At 41.7% G+C, this 20,013-nt stretch carries 13 protein-coding genes and 1 other RNA gene; 6 read left to right on the top strand and 8 right to left on the bottom strand.

Annotated elements, in window-relative coordinates; genetic code table 11:
• The first annotated feature begins 26 nt into the window (after positions 1 to 26).
• From MgSA37_RS12815 to ffs, 3 genes are all read left to right on the top strand, one after another.
• On the top strand, positions 27 to 806 hold the full coding sequence (locus tag MgSA37_RS12815; protein WP_096352414.1) for an amidohydrolase: 780 nt from the start codon (positions 27 to 29) through the stop codon (positions 804 to 806).
• Positions 807 to 938: 132 nt separating this feature from the next.
• Complete coding sequence (locus tag MgSA37_RS12810; RefSeq protein ID WP_096352412.1) at positions 939 to 3,989, top strand: GH92 family glycosyl hydrolase; 3,051 nt, start codon at positions 939 to 941, stop codon at positions 3,987 to 3,989.
• 272 nt (positions 3,990 to 4,261) lie between these two features.
• An RNA gene (gene ffs, locus MgSA37_RS12805) (signal recognition particle sRNA small type) lies at positions 4,262 to 4,360 on the top strand.
• A 16-nt stretch (positions 4,361 to 4,376) separates the two neighbouring features.
• Here ffs and MgSA37_RS12800 read toward each other — a convergent pair.
• Complete coding sequence (locus MgSA37_RS12800) at positions 4,377 to 5,078, bottom strand: DUF4279 domain-containing protein (RefSeq protein ID WP_096352411.1); 702 nt, start codon at positions 5,076 to 5,078, stop codon at positions 4,377 to 4,379.
• Complete coding sequence (locus MgSA37_RS12795) at positions 5,059 to 5,778, bottom strand: RluA family pseudouridine synthase (RefSeq protein WP_096357459.1); 720 nt, start codon at positions 5,776 to 5,778, stop codon at positions 5,059 to 5,061. Before MgSA37_RS12795 ends, MgSA37_RS12800 begins: the two co-directional genes overlap by 20 nt.
• A 217-nt stretch (positions 5,779 to 5,995) precedes the next feature.
• On the opposite strand from MgSA37_RS12795, the gene MgSA37_RS12790 reads away from it, so the two are divergent.
• A complete protein-coding gene (locus tag MgSA37_RS12790; protein ID WP_096352409.1) occupies positions 5,996 to 6,463 on the top strand; it encodes a YtxH domain-containing protein in 468 nt (155 codons plus the stop codon).
• 79 nt (positions 6,464 to 6,542) lie between these two features.
• Here MgSA37_RS12790 and MgSA37_RS12785 read toward each other — a convergent pair whose 3' ends face one another.
• From MgSA37_RS12785 to MgSA37_RS12760, 6 genes are all read right to left on the bottom strand, one after another.
• On the bottom strand, positions 6,543 to 7,232 hold the full coding sequence (locus MgSA37_RS12785; RefSeq protein WP_096352407.1) for a response regulator transcription factor: 690 nt from the start codon (positions 7,230 to 7,232) through the stop codon (positions 6,543 to 6,545).
• Between the two features lie 95 nt (positions 7,233 to 7,327).
• Positions 7,328 to 8,482 (bottom strand): redoxin domain-containing protein, encoded by a 1,155-nt coding sequence (locus tag MgSA37_RS29540; RefSeq protein WP_096352406.1) that lies wholly within the window; start codon positions 8,480 to 8,482, stop codon positions 7,328 to 7,330.
• A 108-nt stretch (positions 8,483 to 8,590) separates the two neighbouring features.
• A complete protein-coding gene (gene gatB / locus MgSA37_RS12775) occupies positions 8,591 to 10,060 on the bottom strand; it encodes an Asp-tRNA(Asn)/Glu-tRNA(Gln) amidotransferase subunit GatB (protein WP_096352405.1) in 1,470 nt (489 codons plus the stop codon).
• A gap of 227 nt (positions 10,061 to 10,287) precedes the next feature.
• Positions 10,288 to 13,032 (bottom strand): alanine--tRNA ligase, encoded by a 2,745-nt coding sequence (gene alaS, locus MgSA37_RS12770; RefSeq protein WP_096352403.1) that lies wholly within the window; start codon positions 13,030 to 13,032, stop codon positions 10,288 to 10,290.
• Positions 13,033 to 13,193: 161 nt separating this feature from the next.
• The gene (locus MgSA37_RS12765) at positions 13,194 to 15,422 is read right to left on the bottom strand and encodes a DUF3857 domain-containing protein (protein ID WP_096352402.1); all 2,229 of its coding nucleotides are present in this window, start codon (positions 15,420 to 15,422) and stop codon (positions 13,194 to 13,196) included.
• Positions 15,419 to 17,296, bottom strand: a complete 1,878-nt coding sequence (locus tag MgSA37_RS12760) for a transglutaminase-like domain-containing protein (protein WP_096352400.1) — start codon at positions 17,294 to 17,296, stop codon at positions 15,419 to 15,421. Before MgSA37_RS12760 ends, MgSA37_RS12765 begins: the two co-directional genes overlap by 4 nt.
• Before the next feature lie 165 nt (positions 17,297 to 17,461).
• Between MgSA37_RS12760 and MgSA37_RS12755 the strand changes: the two genes are divergently transcribed.
• Positions 17,462 to 17,797 (top strand): MerR family transcriptional regulator, encoded by a 336-nt coding sequence (locus MgSA37_RS12755; protein ID WP_096352399.1) that lies wholly within the window; start codon positions 17,462 to 17,464, stop codon positions 17,795 to 17,797.
• A gap of 7 nt (positions 17,798 to 17,804) precedes the next feature.
• The gene (locus tag MgSA37_RS12750) at positions 17,805 to 19,946 is read left to right on the top strand and encodes a ComEC/Rec2 family competence protein (protein WP_157750556.1); all 2,142 of its coding nucleotides are present in this window, start codon (positions 17,805 to 17,807) and stop codon (positions 19,944 to 19,946) included.
• Positions 19,947 to 20,013 lie beyond the last annotated feature (67 nt).

Genomic DNA, 20,013 nt, shown 5'->3' with positions numbered 1-20,013 from the left:
ATCGTCCATGGACTTAACTCTAACGAATGGAAAATTTAAAAGTAACCACCTTCCAGGGATATCTATACTGGGAAAACATCGATAAAAACCTGCAGAATATTACTACGCGCTTATCCAACATCCGCGAAAAAACCAACCTGATTATTTTACCGGAAATGTTCAGCACGGGATTTTCTATGGAAGCAGAAAAACTGGCTGAAGCCATGGGTGGTAAAACGATGAAGTGGATGTATAAAATTGCTAAAGAATACGATTGCGTTTTAACCGGCACCATTATTATAAAAGAAAACGAAAAATACTATAACCGCCTTATTTGGATGCGCCCCGACGGCACCTATGAATATTATGACAAGCGCCACCTGTTTGCCCTGGGTAAAGAACACATGACCTACACCCCCGGTAATAAAAGGCTTATTGTTGAGCTAAAAGGCTGGAATATTTGCCCGATGATTTGCTACGATCTTCGTTTCCCGGTTTGGTTAAGAAATGCAGGTGCTGAGTATGATCTGCTGATCATTACGGCTAACTGGCCAGAAAAAAGGATTGCGCACTGGCGCACCTTGATCAACGCAAGGGCGATTGAAAACCAGGCTTATGTGATTGGCGTTAACCGCGTAGGGCATGATGGCAATGAAGTATATCACTCGGGCGACTCGACCTGTATAGACCCTATGGGCAATGTAATTTACTACAAACGCGATGAAGAGGATCTGTATACCTTCACTATTAACGCCGAAGAAGTAAAAAAGACAAGACGCATCATGCCTTTTTTGAAAGATGAGGATGAGTTTAATATCATTGTCTGAAATAGTCTGAACTCGAATTTATAGAATTAGGGAATTATTAGAATTAAAAAAGATTCTATTCTTAAATTCTGTATAATTCGATAAATTCGAGTTCAGACCTTATTTTTACCCTTAATTATTTAACTGATCTCAATGAAGCCTATCGCCCGGGGTATTGTTACACCTTTTTTTATTTTGTTTTTTGCGCTATCATCCTCAGCCCAAAGAAAAAAAGATTACACGCAATTTGTTAACCCTTTTGTCGGCACGGGTGGTCACGGGCATACTTACCCGGGTGCGGTTGTTCCCTTTGGGATGGTTCAGCTAAGCCCTGACACCCGATTGGATGGTTGGGATGGCTGTTCGGGCTATTATTATACAGACACATTGGTCTACGGCTTCTCGCACACACATTTAAGCGGAACAGGTATCGAAGATTACTGTGATGTGCTGTTTATGCCTACTACCGGCGAACCCAAGTTGAAAAACACCGAATACATTTCAGGATTTAAAAAGAAAAACGAAATAGCCAGCCCGGGATATTATAAAACTCACCTCGATAAGTATAATATTGATGCGGAACTTACAGCCAGCACCCGCGTTGGTGTTCACCGGTATACTTTCCCTAAAATAAACGAAGCCAATATCATTATCGACCTGCTGCACCGCGACCAGGTGCTTGACTCCTGGATTGAAGTGGTGAATGACCATGAGATTCGTGGGTTCCGGGAGTCGAGATCATGGGCCGCGGATCAGTCGGTTTACTTTTATGCAAAATTTTCAAAACCGTTTAAAACTTATGGAATTGCACTAAATGATACCCTGCAGCCGGGCAAAAGCAAATTGCAGGGTAAAAACATTAAAATGTATATCCGGTTTGATAATCCGGGCGAAGTAATTGCCAAAGTTGGAATTTCATCGGTTAGTACCGATGGCGCACTAAAGAACCTGGATGCCGAGGTGCCCCATTTCGACTTTAAAAAAGTTGAAAAGGCTGCCAAGATACTTTGGGAGAACGAATTGAGTAAGATTGAGGTAGAAGGCGGCGGCCCCAGCGCTTCTGACCAGCGCGAAGGCCAGAACATGAACCCAACCACCGGCTACAACACACAAACCGGCTATTACCATCCCCCTAAACAAAAAAAGGAACAGGTGATTGACTATGCGAAGAAAAAACAAGCCATTTTTTATACTGCCCTATATCACGCTATGCTGGCCCCCAATGTTTATAGTGATGTAGACGGCCAGTACCGTGGAATGGATCAAAAAGTGCATACTGCTAATGGCTTTAGTTATTACACGGTGTTTTCATTATGGGATACGTACCGTGCAGAAGACCCTTTGCTTAACCTGATAGACCGTAAACGGACGCTCGATTTTATAAAATCATTTTTAGCGATGTATGAGCAGGGCGGCTTGTTACCCATCTGGCCGCTGGCATCCAACGAAACCTATTGTATGGTGGGCAACCATTCCATCCCGGTTATTGTGGACGCCTATGCAAAAGGTATCCGCGGTTTTGATGCAGAAGAAGCCTTTACCGCGATGAAAGCAGCTGTAAACCGCAACCAGTTCGGTTTGGATTCGTACAGAAAAAATGGCGTGGTTTTGGCCGACGATGAGCCGGAATCGGTATCGAAAACATTGGAATACGCCATTGACGACTGGTGCATTGCCCAAATGGCCAAAATGCTGAATAAGCCGGATGACTACAAGGCGTTTATCCAGCGGGCACAATACTGGAAAAACAACTATAACAACCAGAATGGTTTTATGCAGGCCCGCACAAATGGTGGCTGGTACACACCTTTTGAACCCACCGAGATCAATAATAATTATACCGAAGGTAATTCGTGGCAGTACTCGTTTTTAGCACCACAGGATATTGAAACGCTGGCCGATCGCATGGGCGGGAAAGCCGCATTTGAAGCTAAGCTGGATGAATTGTTTACCACCGGTTCAAAACTTACAGGCCGCCAGCAGGATGATGTTTCTGGATTGATCGGGCAGTATGCTCATGGAAATGAGCCAAGCCATCATATGGCCTACCTGTACAATTTTACCAACTCGCCCGAAAAGACCCAATATTATATAAATAAGATTTTAAGAGAAGAATACAGTGATAAGCCCGATGGCCTTTCGGGCAATGAAGATTGCGGGCAGATGTCGGCCTGGTATGTCATCAGTTCTTTGGGGATCTACAATATAGCCCCGGGCCAGCAGCAATTTCAGATAGGTATGCCGCAGTTTGATAAAGCCGTGATTAACCTGGAGAATGGGAAAAAGTTTACCATCTTAAATTCAGGCGCAAACATCAGTAGCAATAACATTTACTTACAGGGGATGAACCTGAACAAAAGATCGTACAATAAAATATACCTTGATTATGCCGATATAGCCAACGGCGGCACTTTTGAGGTGTTTACCGGCAGGCTACCCAATAAGTTATTTGTGCAGGACCTTGAAAAACCAACCTCAAGGATAACCGATGAGCTTATTATACCAAACCCCTATCTAATTGCCCCGGCCAAAGCTTTTAAAGAACCTTTTGATATTCAGATAAAATGTGCCGATACCGCGGCGAAGATCTATTATACGTTAGATGGTTCTGTACCTTCTTCAAGTTCGATACTGTATTTGTCACCGATCCATATTTCAAGCAATACCACCGTAAAAGCTATCGCCATTGAAAATGGAAAAAGCAGTTTTGTGGATGAAGGCACATTTTTTAAGATCAGGAGCGACATAAAGTTAACGCTTGTAAATAAATACCTGGCAAATTATGCTGATGAAGGGGACAATGCGCTGATTAATGGCATCCGCGGAAAAGCTAACTGGCGTTTGGGTAACTGGCAGGGCTACCAGGGGAACGACCTGGTCGCCATAATAGATATGGGGCAAGTGAAACCCATTAAGCAAGTTAGTTTGGGCACCTTACAGGATACCCGCTCGTGGATCGTATTCCCGCCCGCAGTTGAATATTGGGCTTCGGATGACGGGGTTAATTATAAACTGGCGGCAACTGTGAATACCAAAATTGATATAAAAGACCTTAATGTGCAAACCCAGGAATTTACCACGCCGCTAAATGTAAATGCCCGTTATATTAAACTGGTAGCCAAACAATATGGCCCTTTACCAGCCTGGCACGAAAGCAAAGGGCAGCCGTCCTACATTTTTGCTGACGAAATTACGGTGGAGTAATGTGAGAGGTTGTAAAGCTGATTTTTGTTGGAAGGTTGGAACGTTGAAAAGTTGAAATGTTGGGTTTTTACGCAGATTTATTGAACAAATTCTATTTAGTAATTGGTCATCTTTCTGAATGTTTCGACAATAACGTGAATTTACATTTATAAACAACAAGTTAACTAACTGAAAAACAACCTTCCAACTTTGCAACTTTACAACTTTCCAACAAAAAAGCCTTTTTTAACAATTTATTAACCAAAAACAAACCTTTTTCTATCTTTGCGCCGGGGTAAGTCTTTTACGGCCAGCTCCTCTTGAACTCCCCCAGGGTGGGAACGCAGCAAGGGTAGAGAGTTGAGCGGCGCGATAAAAGTAGCTTACCCTTTTTTTATTTTCTTTTTTTTATTTCAGAGGATTACCGTTTACCTGGATATCAAAACTGATCTCTAATCCCAATTTATCGAGCTGCCTGATGATTTTTTGATTGAGGGAAAAACCGCCAATAAGCGTGTTGCTGATATAAGCTTCCCAATAGGTATCGACAAACAATTCACAACCTGCCTTTTTTAGCAAGGCCAGGTCTTTTTGATATGGTTTGAGGTAATTGAGTAGTTCGAGTATTTTCCTTTCAAACTGCCCCGCATGATTTTTATCTAATTCAATTTCAAAGCCACTGGTTTTATAAACAAATGATGCGAGTTTTTTTGGTGGCCGCATATCTCCCTTTTGCCATGTAGATGTTGCAGGTAATGAGGTTTTTGAAAGAATTTCCTGTAGATCCAGATTATTTGAAAGCACTCTGAGTAAAACAATACTCGACGGTGTAATGTCGATTCCAATTAATTCAATGGCTGAATCAACTTCGAAGTAATGCGTATAATAAAATTTACTTCCCTTTATTTTAAAATAAACAGCATAACCGCTGTCAATATATTGTACCCTCGTTATCAAAGGCTTGCCATCCTCTATAGCAATTTCTAAAACTTCAAGAAATTGTTGGGTGCTACCCCATGTTCTCTCTTCGAACTCCCTAATTGATATTTCGAGAAATTTATCAACCAGTTCCTGGCTGATGTTTTCCTCACTAAGCGTCGAATTTTTCAAGTTGCTTCAGCAATGTTTCAAAATCTTTTGGATATGGCGCATGAATCGTTACCGGTTCACCATTCAGCAATTTAAAAGTTACTTCGTAAGCATGCAGGGCAAAACGTTTCATAATAGGCTGTTCTTCCTGATCTTTTCCTAAATGGTATTTACGTTTGATCTTTGAAAGGAAAACCGGCTGTCCTTTATACATTTCATCCCCGGCGATGGAGGCCCTTTGGGTAGCCAGGTGGATACGGATCTGGTGCATGCGGCCTGTTACCGGGCGGCATTCTACCAGGGTATAGTGTTTAAAATATTTTAACGATTTAAACCAGGTCTCGGCCCGTTTGCCTTCCTGGCGGCTGATAGTTACATTTCCCTTGCCTACGTTGAGTATCGGGAGGTCAACCAGCAGGTCTTCAAAAACGTGGGTACCATCAATAATGGCATGATATACTTTTTTTACCTGGCGTTTTTCAAACTGCATGGATACAAAACGGTATGCTTCCGGGTTTTTAGCGATAATAAGCGCCCCCGAGGTCTCTTTGTCCAGCCGGTGACAGATCTGCGCGTCATCTGAATACGCTTTGGCCAGCCGCAGCATATTGACATCCCCGCCCTCGCGTTCATCCAGCGAACTGATAAACGGCGGTTTGTTCACCACAATAATATCATCATCTTCAAATAAAATCAGGTCGGCAAATTTCGGAAACTTCATAGCCTGCAAAAATACGGTTATTAATACGGATAAAATAACCATAGCTTAAATTTAGAACGGTGTATGGATCAATGACCAAAAAAATATACGGTTTTTATTGCTGCAGCCTGCTCAATTCAACCAGGCCGAAGGCTTATATGCTGTAATATGATGACTAAAACCAGTGGAACAGAATTTGATAAGATGGATAAAAACATATTCATCTAACTAAAAAGCAATGAGCACAAATTCAACCAAACCTGAAGAAAAGGGATTTTTCGAAAAGGTAAAAGAAACTATTGAGGAGTTTTGGGATGGCACCAAAGAAAAAGCAGAGGACGTAAAGGATGCTGCCGAAGACACCTATGAGCACTTAAAAGATAAAATTGTTTCAGAAAAATCAGCGGCAAAGAAAAAAGCCACGGCTGTAAAAAAAGCTGTTTCAACGAAAACAACTGAAGTTGCTGCCAAAGCAAAAACAGCCGCGACTGAAATTAAAGCAAAGGCAGAAACTAAAGCAAAAGCAATTACTGCTAAAGCTAAACAAGAGTCGGTAAAGGCTAAGGAAGAAGTTGCCGGCCTGAAAGCAAAAGCTGGCGATAAAGCCAAAGCGATAACAAGTAAAGCCAAAGCTGAAACAACAAAGGCAAAAGCAGCAGCAAAAACCACCGCTGCCAAAACAAAAAAAACTGTAGCGGCTCACTAAATATAGCCCACGTCACGGCAAAATAAAAAAGGCGGCAGGGTGTTAATCCTGCCGCCTTTATCATGAATTCCTTTGTAAATTAACCATCAAATTTATACCCCACGCCTTTTACAGTCGCTACAACATCGTCACCGAGTTTTTCACGGAGTTTGCGGATATGTACGTCGATAGTCCGGTTAGTTACTACGACAGAATCTTCCCAAATATTTTTTAATATTACCTCGCGGGTGTAAACTTTGCCCGGCTTTGAGGCCAGCAGGTAAAGCAGTTCAAATTCTTTTTTTGCTAAAACTATTTTAACACCACGTTTATATACCAGGTAAGCTTCCCTGTCGATCACCAGGTCGCCAATCTCCAGTTTGTTCTCAGTAACATCTTCGGCCGGTGCATTGCGGCGCAGTATCGCATTGATACGGCTAACCAATGCACGTGGCTTTATAGGTTTGGCGATGTAATCATCTGCGCCTACATTAAAACCCGCGATTTCTGAATATTCTTCGCTGCGCGCAGTTAAAAACACCATAAAGGTATTCTTAAACTCGGGCATGGTGCGCATAATACGGCAAGCCTCGATACCGTCCATTTTAGGCATCATAATGTCAAGCACAATCAGGTCCGGAAGGGAACGCTTTGCTTCGGCAACTGCTTCCTGCCCGTTACGGGCTAAAAATACCTGGTAGCCTTCTTTCTTTAAATTATACTCAATGAGCTCCAGGATATCCGGTTCATCATCAACAATAAGGATCTTTTGTTTCGTTGCGTTACTCATGAAGGTTGATTTTTTGCGTAAAAGTATGCGCAAAAAAGAACAATATGGTAAAGTTAATATTAAGAAATTGTTAAATGTTACTTTATTTTAACGATTTATTGAGACTTATGAAACGTTTTGTTTAAAAATTCTTCAAGGTCGGCTCCGGTAATGTTTTTCGCCACGATAATTCCCTGCGGATCAATAATGAAATTTGACGGGATCTGGTAGATGTGGTAAAGTTGTTCAGTCGGTCCTTCAAAGTTTTTGAGGTCGGACCCATGTTGCCAGGATAACTTATCGGCACCTATTGCCTTTAGCCAGGCGCCTTTATCCGTATCCAGGGAAATGCCCAGGATGTTTAATCCAAGTGGTTTAAATATAGCATATTGCTTAACCACGTTTGGGTTCTCGCGCCTGCAGGGCCCACACCATGATGCCCAAAAATCAAGCATCACATATTTGCCTTTATAATCAGATAATTTTACCGGCTTGCCATCAACACCCCCAACAGTAAAATCAGGTGCCTTTTGACCCACTGAAACCGGCTTTGCGGCCATTTTATCTTTAATAAATCGCTGTACGGCAGGGTTATCTTTAAAATCGGCAGTTTTTATCGTGTCGGCATAGGCTATCAATTGCGATTCATATTTAATAGAATCCAGGGAAGTTGCTGCGTAGAAACCCGCAAGTGATTTTTTATTTTCGCTGACAAATTTAAGGATAGCGGCACTGCCTTCATTAAACACCTTCATAAACGCGGGTTTGTAAACACTCATTAATGAATCCTGCACTCTAGCCCTGGATACCGAATCGTGGTTTTTGCTGCCGATATCTCCCAGTTTATTTTGATACTCCCCTACTATCTTATTCGTCCGGTCAACATACAGGTTATTGATCTGATTAAAATCCTTCAATTTTTCAGATTCGTCAGAGCCCGAAATAGTGTATGAATGCGTGTTATCAGTGATACTGGTGCTGAAATCAATGGATTCACCGTTCCTGGCAATAAACTCAAACAAGTTACCGCCTACACGTAACCCATAAATATTAGGATAAGGCGTGCTGTGTTTAAATTCAAATTTACCGTTCTCATTAAGGTTGGCAGAATCAACAACAGAAATGCCGTTTACATCCTGCTGGATCAAAACGATCTTTTTTAAGCTTCCCGGATTGTTTATAGTACCGGAAATAGTAAATGAATTCTTGTTACACGAAAACAAGGTCAACGCCGATAAAATAACAGCGTAATATAGGATATGCTTCTTCATCTTTTTTGGGTACAACAGGTTTGTTGAGTTGATGCAAAGTTGGTATTTTAATACAATTCTGCAATATCTTTCGGACTTTCCGGACTTTTCTGACTTTCGGACTATAATTTACCTCGACTCCAGTTCTTTGATCAATAATTTGTTTGTTGCCTGCGGGTCGATTTTTCCTTTCGAACTTTTCATAATCTCGCCCATAAACAAACCCAAAACGCCTTTTTTACCATTTTGATATTCAATTACCTTATCCGGGTATTTGGCGAGGGCTGCTTTAATAAACCCGCTTACATCATTATTATCCTGGCTGATCAATAAATTCAATTCGACGGCAAGCTGTTCGGGCGTTTTGTCGCCTCCCTTTAACATGGCCGGGAAAAGCTTTTGCGTGGCCAGCGAATAATTGGTCTTGCCTGAATCGATCAATTTGATCATTTCTGCTAAGTGCAGTGGACTGATTACAAAATCAGCCATCGATTTACCAGATTCGTTGATATACGATTTAACGGGACCCATTAACCAGTTAACTGCGGCTTTATAGTTATCGGTGCATTTCACCAGCTCTTCAAAATACAAGGCAAAGTCCTTGTCGGCGGTAATCACCCCGGCATCGTAATCTGATAGGCCTAATTGAGCAATATATTTATTGTACAACTCATTTGGCAGAGCAGGCATACCGGAACGTATTCTGTCAAGATACTCGTGCGTTAAAACCAGCGGGGTAAGGTCTGGTTCAGGGAAATAGCGGTAATCATTTGCCATTTCTTTCGATCTTAAAACCGAAGTTTCGCCGGTGTCTGCATTAAAATTCAGTGTATTCTGATCAATGTATTCGCCGTTTTCAACCAGGTTAACCTGGCGTTCAAACTCATGCTCAATGGCGCGCTGCACGTTACGGATAGAGTTGAGGTTTTTCACCTCACAACGGTTATTGTAAGTAGTTTCCCCTTTTAGCCGTACCGAAATATTAGCATCGCAGCGCATACTGCCTTCTTCCATATTCCCATCGCAAATTTCCAGGTAGCGAACCAGTTTCCGCAATTCAGTTAAAAACTGGCCTGCTTCTTCGGCGCTGCGCATATCTGGCTGGCTTACAATTTCAATCAGCGGCACTCCTGCCCTGTTCAAATCGATCATCGAATCTTCATGAAGCTGGTCGTGCATGCTTTTGCCCGCATCCTCTTCCATGTGGATATGGTGGATAGCTACATTTTTGGTTATACCGCCCGCCAGGCGAACCGGCACAAAACCGCCGATACAAACCGGGAAATGATCCTGGGTGATCTGGTAGCCTTTGGGCAGGTCGGCATAAAAATAATTTTTACGCGCGAAGGTGTTATTTAAATTGATGGTGCAGTTGCAGGCCAGGCCCATTTTAACAGCGTATTCAACCATTTTTTTGTTGATGCGTGGCAAAGTGCCGGGGTGACCCAAGGAAACCGGGCTGATATGTTCATTGGGCCCGCCGCCAAATGCTGCCGAATCGGAGGAAAAGGATTTACTTAAAGTAGATAACTGCACGTGTACCTCTAACCCTACAACCAATTCGTATTTGTCACTTATCCCGTCTGCAATATTTGTCATATATAATATCAGGCTGATATAAAAGCCATTTTAGCAGGCCAAATATAAAGTTATTAATATAAATTGTGTTTAGAGATTGAAGATCAGCTATTATTTTTCAATAAAAAAATATTACAGGTTGTCATTTCGACGAGGAACGAGGAGAAATCTATGCTTCTACCATTCCCACCTGCACAGCGGTAATGTACGATGTATAGATTTCTCCCTTCGTCAAAATGACAATGAGGTTATGAAATGAAAGTCTTCGCTTTTTCCAATGCTTTATCCAACCCGCTTACATCGCTGCCGCCGGCAGTGGCAAAGAATGGCTGGCCGCCGCCGCCTCCTTTTATCTCTTTGGCTAACTCGCGAACAATCGTTCCTGCATTTAAGCCCTTATCTTTTACCAGGTTTTCGGCTATCATTACGGTTAGCGATGGTTTGCCGTCAATGTCGGCAGCCAATACCAGGAAGAGGTCAGCTACAATATCCTTTAGCTGGTAAGCCAGGTTTTTGATGGCATCAGCATTGGGTAATTGTACTTTTTGGGCGATAAAATTGATGCCGTTAATAACTTCGGCTTTTTCCGCCAGCTCATTTTTTAAGCCGGATGATTTTTCGAGGATGGATTTTTCGATCTCTTTTTTCAGCCTGTTGTTTTCTTCAACCAAACTTTCAACGCTTTTTGAAAGGTCCTTCGGATTTTTAAGCAATTCCCTTAGCTGGTGTACCAGTTTAACTTGTGCATTGATGAAATTCTCGGCAGCAATACCGGTAATGGCCTCAATCCGGCGGACCCCGGCAGCTACGGCGCTCTCGGCAATGATCTTAAAGAAACCGATCTGCCCGGTAGCTTTTACATGCGTACCGCCGCAAAGCTCTTTGCTGAACTCGTCATCAAAAGTGATTACACGGACATACTCACCATACTTTTCACCAAACAGGGCGGTTACGCCGCTGCTGATGGCTTCCTGGTAAGCTACCATGCGTTCTTCTTTCAGGGCGATGTTTTCCCTTATTTTTTCGTTAACGATGGCTTCTATCTGCGCCAGTTCATCATCGGTTACTTTGGCAAAATGCGAAAAGTCGAAACGCAGGTAATCGGCATTCACCAATGAACCTTTTTGATTAACGTGTGTGCCTAAAACCTGTTTCATAGCGGCGTGCAGCAAATGCGTGGCGCTGTGGTTGTTTTCGGTACTGGTACGCAGGCTTGGGTTAACAATGGCAGTAAGCGCATCATCGGCCATATCCGGTAAACTATCCGTGAAATGAACGATCAGGCCGTTCTCTTTTTTGGTATCCGTTACTTCAATTACCTGCCCATCCGGGAAAACCAGTTCGCCTTTATCACCTACCTGGCCACCGCTTTCGGCATAAAAAGGTGTTTTATCCAGCACGATCTGGTATTGCTCCTTACCTTTTGCGGTTACCTTTCGGTATTTTATAACGTGAGCAATACTTTCTGTTTCATCGTAGCCGGTAAACTCCACGGTGTCGTCATCTTTTAAAACTACCCAATCGCCGGTGTCAATTGCGGTGGCAGCACGGGAACGTGTTTTTTGGGCTTGGAGCGCTTTTTCAAAACCTTCTATATCGACAATTTTTCCATTTTCGCGGGCCATAAGTTCTGTTAAATCTATCGGAAACCCAAATGTATCATAAAGTAAAAATGCAAAACTCCCGGGTATTATATTTTCGTCGACTATCTCTAAATCAGTCATAGAATTACCAACTGCATGTTTGGAATCTTGAAGATAATCATCAAATATATAGATACCCTTGTCCAACGTCCTTAAAAACGAGGCCTCTTCCTCCAAAATCACCTTCTGTACAAAATCCTTCTGTTTATACAGCTCATCAAACACCCCTTTAAACTGATCAGCCAGCAAAGGCACCAATTGGTTTAAAAAGGGTTCTTTAAAGCCTAAATATTGATATGAATACCTAACCGCACGACGTAGAATCCGGCGTATAACATATCCGGCTTTGTTATTGGATGGCAACTGACTATCGGCTATTGCGAAGCTTATTGCACGAATATGATCAGCAATTACACGCATCGCTATATCGGTGTTTTTTCCTTCTTGTTCTTCTTCTTCTTCTTCTTGTTCTTCTTCTTTGTAAACACCTTGGTTAACATTCATATTTAAAGAATCTGATTCAGACAAATAATACGGTATCCCACTTTTCTCCGCAATAAACTGGATCAGTGGCTGAAAAACATCCGTATCATAGTTGGATGTCTTTCCCTGCAATACCCTCACCAACCGTTCAAAGCCCATACCGGTATCCACATGTTTGGCAGGTAACGGCTGTAGTGAGCCATCCCTGAGGCGGTTAAACTGCATGAATACGTTGTTCCAGATCTCAATCACCTGGTCGTGGTCGGCATTCACCAGCGTAGCGCCACTTACTTTAGCGCGTTCACTATCCGGGCGGTTATCGTAATGAACTTCGGAGCATGGGCCGCAGGGGCCGGTTTCACCCATTTCCCAAAAATTATCTTTCTTATTACCCGGGAGGATGTGGCTTTCGTCAACATATTGTTTCCACAGGTTGTAGGTTTCCAAATCCTTTTCCAGGCCTTCTTTTTCGTCACCCTCAAAGTAGGTAACGTACAAGCGGTCTTTATCAATTTTATATACTTCAGTCAGCAGTTCCCAGCTCCAGTCGATGGCTTCTTTTTTAAAATAGTCGCCAAAGCTCCAGTTGCCCAGCATCTCGAACATGGTATGGTGATAGGTATCTATCCCTACTTCCTCCAGGTCGTTATGCTTGCCTGAAACCCGTAAACAGCGCTGGGTATCCGCCACACGGGAATATTTCGGCGTTTCTTCACCTAAAAAAAGCGATTTAAACTGGTTCATCCCCGCGTTGGTGAACATCAGCGTAGGGTCGTTTTTAATAACAATAGGCGCCGATGGAACGATTACATGTCCCTTCGAAGCAAAAAAATCCAAAAAAGCCTGGCGTATCTCTGAAGCTGTCATAAGGTGCAAAGATAGAGGAAAGTCCGGAAGTCGGAAAGACCGGAAGTCCGAAAGTTATGAGAAGTTTTGACGCGCGTTTACAGCGCCTTCGTTTAACAGAACAATTCTCCTATCAAACTATTTCTTCCGGACTTTCGGTCTTTACTGACTTTCGGACTTCTTTACCCCTTCTTTTCCAACAATATTTTTTGGGAGTTAAAATTAGATGCTGCGTCAATCAGTTCCATTACCAGCGGCCAGTCTGAAGCTTTTTCAAAATTGTTGTTGTAAACACGGTTTACCGTAATGATCAGGTTGTTGCCATCTACAACAGCAGAAGAAGTAAAAAGCCCGGTTTTATTAACTTTTTTTACTGCCAGTTCTTCCATCCCTTTGGCACTGTAGCCCGGTGGTATAGTTATTGAAATGGAATATTTAAAACTGCGGGCACAGGGCATATAAATATCAATTGTCCGTTTGCGGTATTTATCTTCCAGTTTATAAAAACCTCCGGTGAGTTTCCCTGCGTCTATGATATAATTGTTACCTGCCTTCTTCACCAGGTTGTTCAACACAAATGACGAACTGAACTGAAAAACAGGGCTATTGTTTTCAAGCGCCGGGTTAATAATCTTCGTTTCTGTCACCTGTTCAGGGTCCTGGTCATACTGGCTTTTAATTTCGGACGTGAAGTTTTTTACCATATCCATTTTTTCCTTAGTAAACGCGTAGGTGTAATCTGCTACCATTTTTTTGGTTTCATCATTCTTTTTGAGCCGTTTGGCCAACTCGTCGCCTTTAACTATATCACGGTAGCCATCGTCAATATCTTGTACGGGCAACAAGAGTTTCTGATCCGAATGGCGTGATTCGCCCTGCTCCTTTACCAACCTTGTTATTTTTAGTTTTTGCGGATTCGACGGCAGCAAGCTCACCTGTAAGCTTTCTTCTACCTGGTTTTTATCGCTGGTGGTTACAGGCAATGTGGTGGTACTTGATGTGAAAGTATACCGTTGTGCATTGTGCCGTTTTGGGAACAATTCAACGGCTTTTTCGCCCTGGTAGCGCACCGGAATCTCGTTAAAATGAGTCACGATATCATCAAAGCACAGGTACATAGGCCTGGTGGTATTAATTTCAATCATCGCATCCATATCGTCCATGTTATAAACATTCTCCAGTGTGTTGCTGTTACGCGAAGCCACCAGCAGCACTTCGTTGTCTATATCCAGGTCGGTCAGCATCATACTCATGATGATGGCTGCGTATTCGCTCCTGGCCTTACGGTAATTCATATCATTAATGCTCTCCAGTTCCTTTCCTGAATAATTGCAAAAAACATTAAACTTCCATTCGTCATAAATAACCTTCAGGATACTGTCCAGCGGCGCATTTTTTAAATTTTTATGGCTGCCGAAATAATCTTTAAGTTTTCCTTCTATCTCGTTAAAGCCGGGGTATTCCTTAAATGCACTTTCAAACCCTAATTCGTTATTTTCAAACCTGGAAGCGTTCGGGTCTTTCTCATAATCGTAACCCATCATGGTATTGATCTTTGCACCGTAAGTGCTGCCGATCTCGATATATGGATATTGCCTTAAGGGCGATGTCCACAATGCGCTTTGGTATTTTGGCAGGTTTCTCAATTTAAGGCTTAACAGCAAATCATCATTTTCGTTGTTGCTCTCTACAAACTTAGGCGCGCCATTTGCATTGATATATTGGACCTTGATTTTCTTATTATATTGAAAATCAATACTGTAGTATAAAACAGGGTATTCGTCGGCCAATACAAACAGGTTATCGTTGTCTTTAAATGAATTTCCGGCAGCCGTTTCCGAAAAATCGGAATTGCTGATATAATAATCCAGGATGTCACCAGCTTGCAGGCCAGGGATGGCCAGTTTGCCTTTTTGGTCTTTTTGTTCGTTTTTCAACAACACCTCTTCCCCTGTATTAACAATGGTTTCTTTGCCGTCGGGTTTAATGATCTTGGCGCCGATGTAGGTGTCCTTAACATTCCCAAACTTATTAAACAGGAAAGAAGTGGAATTATCCAGTTTTTTTTGATATTCAATCGTCGAGAAATTTTCGAGAGCGCTTTTATCGTTGATCTTAACGCGTTCGTGATACGTTGTTAATTTGATGGTGCGGGTAGTTACGCCGGCGGTAATGATCATAAATTTGATCCGGGGTTTGGATGTTCGCTGCAGGCTGAACGACCGGGCAAGCACAACGGCGCTTTCATTGGCAAGATTAGCCGGTACGGTAGTTGATTTAAATTCAGGGACGGTAGTACCCCAAACGTCTTTTTGTATTTGCATCGCCTTTTCAGCATAAGGGATATTATCCTGCGCAAAAAGGTTGATAGCGGTTAGTAAGGCAAAAGTTAAAAATAAAAAAGGTTTCATTCGCTGACAGGTTTTAAAGTGATAGTTTCGTTATAGGTTTTTGCAAGCTGTTCAATATCCTTGTTCCATTGTGCAAATTTGGCAACTGTTAAATGGGTGTTTTTAATCAGCAAGCTTTTTTTATAGGTTAACTTGCCGGGCGAAGGTACATACTGGATGTGAAACTCATAATCCGGGTTAACAATATTCAATGTTTCCGGCAAGCCAGACGTTTTATAGTTAGCAGGTAACGTTAGCTCTGTCTCTCTGCATATATTAACTTTATGCGGGAACCAAAAATCAAGCTTACGTTCGTTAAGTTTTATCGCAGCGTTTAAAAGTTCCTTTTGCTGATCAAAGTCAATATAATAAGCCTTGCTGAATACTGAAACACCATTTTTTACTTCCACATCATAGTTAGCCGTAAAATCCTTGTCAGGATTGGTAGTGCTGGAAACCTTTAGGTTACTGATCACATAATCGGTATTGTTATTTGATAAGAACCTGTTGATCGCTTCATCTGTATTTTCCTTTTTAATGCTGTTCACTCCCATTAAAACGTCTTCCTTATCCTCGCCCTTCCACAAATGCGATATGCTGCCCTTTAAATCGTTGCCGCTAATGCTGAGTTTAGCTGTTTCAAAATCATAATTCTGGGCCGCGCTTTGTACGGGCACACGGTTTAAAATAAACTTATCCCCGTCTTCCATCATCACCTGCCTGCCCTGGATCCTTTCAGCATAATCATTAATGCCCAGGTAAGTTTGTGTTGCATCCAGGTATATGGTTTTACCTTTATAAATTAAGGCGCAGATCATGTGGTTATCCACCGCCAGTGAAGGCGTATTATAATCATAGGCAATATGATCGGTTCCCAGCCAGCATAACCGGGCATCAAAACCGACAGAGGTAAGCAAGGCCTTTGTTAAATTTGCCATCCCTTTGCAATCGCCGTACTTTTTTCGGAGCACTTCATCAGCCTTTTCAGGCCTGAATCCGGCCAGGCCGTCTTCAAAAGCGATATAGCGGATATTGTCCTGCACGTAATAAAAAACGGCTTTAATTTTATCCATGTCATTATTTAAACCGGCAGTTATCTCTTTAGCTTTGGCGCTGATAGCAGCGTTATTGTTGTCCATATTTTTTACCAGGCTCCGATACCAGTCGTACTGGTCGGCTGTAGAACCGAAATATTTAAAGCTTTGACCGCCCACAGTTGCCGATTTGCACATCACCAGTAAATGCGGATAAATATAGGTTGGGCCCGGGCTATTCTCTTCGCGGTGCATGGCGGGCAGGTTCTGGACATAATAAGTGATAATGTCTTCATCATTGCCGCTATCATAAGTTTTAGAACGCATGATATGATAATTACCGAAATTCATTTCTTTTATTTCGGCATTCATCCAACGCGGGATCCTGATGGATACTTCGCGTTGTTTTACTTCAAATTCACTGGTGAAATAAATGGAGGTAAAATATCGGGGGTCAGCTACCGATTCTGTAAAAACCACGTTACCGTTTGAACCTTTTTTTGAAAGGTATAAGGGGAAGTAGCAGATTTTCTCATCTGAAAAAAAAACATCGTCAGCAGAATAGTAGGCATAGGTTGGGTTAAGGTTACGTATAGCGTGATTGTCAATGCGGGCCTCTACATTTTCAATCGTTACGTTGTTATTGTAAACCTCGGCGATCGGCAGCTTCACGGTATAGTTGTTAGCGGTGTAATTAGTGCTTAAAATTTCTTTAACTTCAACCCTGCCTGCTTTTTTGTTAAAAACAAATTCATAACTATTTTTTGATGAGGTGATAGTGGCTGAGGAATCCGCAGGTTCAGCAATCGCTGAAAAACAAATAAACAGGCACAAAAAATAAATAACTAAAAGTTTAATCATGTCAATTATTGGGGAAGCCTAAATATAAAATAAATTTTCAAACAGCATAGTATGATAGTAGTTGAATAACTAATTTTAAGTTACCCGTTGCCATTAGTTTTTTAAAAGATAAAAACTTTTGTGTTTCTATCTTTCGGACTTCAACTTAAACAATTACATTTGCATATGCCATATAAAGAACGGGAAATCAGTAAGATGTACTACACCATGGGTGAGGTGGCCATCCTGTTTGATGTAAATCAATCACTCATAAGATTTTACGAAAAAGAGTTTGATATCCTTCAGCCTAAAAAGAACAAAAAGGGTAACCGTTACTTTACTCCCGAAGACCTGGAAAACCTGAAACTTATTTTTCACCTGATAAGGGAAAAAGGATATACGCTGAATGGCGCAAAGGAATATCTAAAAAATAACATGGCTACCAGTAAGGACAATATCAAGGTGATCACCTCTCTTGAAAACCTGAAAAAATTCCTCATCGAAGTTAGCGAACAGTTGTAATTTCTTTTTGAAAAGCTATCTTTATTTTTCGATAGTTTACGGAACCATGATCCCGAATCACAAAGGCGAAATTCCTGTCGTTGTCCTCCTGCTGCCTTTTTTATTGGGTATTATTGCAGGACTTAGCCTTTTTGCAGGAGTAGAACTCAATTGGTTAGTAACCATTTTCGCTTTTTTTAGCATCGCGTTTATTCTTCTCAACCTAAATTATACCCGGCTAAAGCTTTATAAACACCGCTGGTTAGGCGGTTCACTTATTGCTGTTATCTTGTTTTTATTTGGCTGTATCATTGTTTTTAAAAACAGCGAGCGCGACGCGAAAGATCATTTTTCAAAAAACACAGCTCAATATCTTGTTATAAGCATCAATAATGAACCTCTATTAAAAAACGGGCTATTGCGCTTCTCCGCCAAAGTAGAAGCATCTGAAAACAATGGAATACCCAAACAAACAAGCGGCACTTTGCTGGTTACCATCAAAGACAGCGCGGCCAATCACCTGTATTATGGCGACGAACTGCTGATCCCCGCAAAATATAAACCCATTGATCCGCCTTTTAACCCGGCGGAATTTAATTATAAAAAATACCTGGCCTATAAAAACATCTATTACCAGGCATTTCTTTTTCCAAAACAATACAAAGTGATAGCAGCCCATACGGGCAACCCGCTGATTGCGCATTCATTAAGATTAAGGCAACACCTGGTGGAGGAGATCAAACTTAATATGCGGGATACCGGCGCCATAGCTGTAGCATCTACCCTATTATTAGGTTACAAGGCTGATTTAAGTGAAGATATTTTGCAAGCCTACAAAAACACGGGAACCGTATATGTACTCACGGTTTCAGGTTCGCAGGTGGCCATCCTGTACCTGCTGTTGTCCTTTCTCCTTCAGTTTTTAAACCCATATAAGTACGGCAAGCTGATCCGGGCGGCCATCATCCTGGCAGTCATCTGGTATTACGCCATGCTCACCGGGTTTTCGTTGGCGGTTTGCCGGGTTGATGTAATGGTAAGCCTGGTTATTATCGGGAAATCATCCAGGCGGTATATCAATACCTTAAACCTGCTGGCCGTTTCGGCTTTTGTGCTGCTAATCTACGATCCTTTTTTTATTACGGAGGCGGGGTTTCAACTATCCTTTATAGCGGTATCCGGGTTAATTGTGCTGCAGCCGGTAGTTTATCAATGGCAAAAGTTTAAAAATAAATGGGTTGATAAAGCGTGGGCGCTTTGTTCGGTATCAATAGCGGCGCAGATGGTAATTTTTCCAATCAGTGCTTTGTATTTTCACCAGTTCCCGGTTTATTTTTTAATCAGCAACCTTTTTGTGGCAGTCCCGGCGGCGTTGGTGATGTACGGCGGTATACTTTTTTTATTGCTGCCGAAGATCCCGGTTGTATCGGCATCTATAGCCTTTGTCCTCGAAAAAACCATTGTTATAATGAATAAGGGACTTGCTTATATCGAACATGCCCCCTATTCGGTTATCAGTAAAATCTGGCTCACTATACCTGAATACTTCATACTATATGCTATCATTATCAGCCTGTTTTATTTTTTATACGACAGAAAACTTTGGCTGCTTAAATTCAGCCTGATCTGTACGCTCACGCTGTGCATTAGTTTTAGTATAAAAAGTATCCGGCAATCCGATTCAAAAGAAATTGTTTGGCTAAACCTTAAAAAGCACCAGGGGATCATATTTAAAGATGGGAACAAAGCCATCGTTTTATCAGACTTGAAAAGCACCGACAAAACTTATGCGTATTCCGTTCAACCTTATTTGGATAGCTGCCAGGTAAGCGATATAAAGCTGTATAATTTAGACCAGGACATCAATACTGATTGGATCAGGAAGAAATATGGCCTGGTTCAGTTTTTAAATACCACAGTTTTAATGCCAGGCAAAGAACTTTATGCAAATGATTTTCGCCAAAAAATAAAAACCAACTATATTTATATAACGGGCAACCCTGATAATGCGTTAAATGGCATTCACCGCAATTTCGAATGCGCTGCCGTGATTATTGATGGCTCCAATTCCGATGCAAAAATAAATGAATGGACTAAACAACTTAACACAGAACATGTTAACTTTAATATATTAAAACGTAACAATTCTATTATTTCAATATCTAAATAAAAGTTAAAAAAAATAGTAAAATTTGTACTTAAACTATCAAAAACTAAATTGAATTAAACAAATCTGA

It is taken from the genome of Mucilaginibacter gotjawali (assembly GCF_002355435.1).
Classification (GTDB): Bacteria; Bacteroidota; Bacteroidia; order Sphingobacteriales; family Sphingobacteriaceae; genus Mucilaginibacter; species Mucilaginibacter gotjawali.
This window is presented reverse-complemented; position numbering and strand designations above follow the sequence as displayed.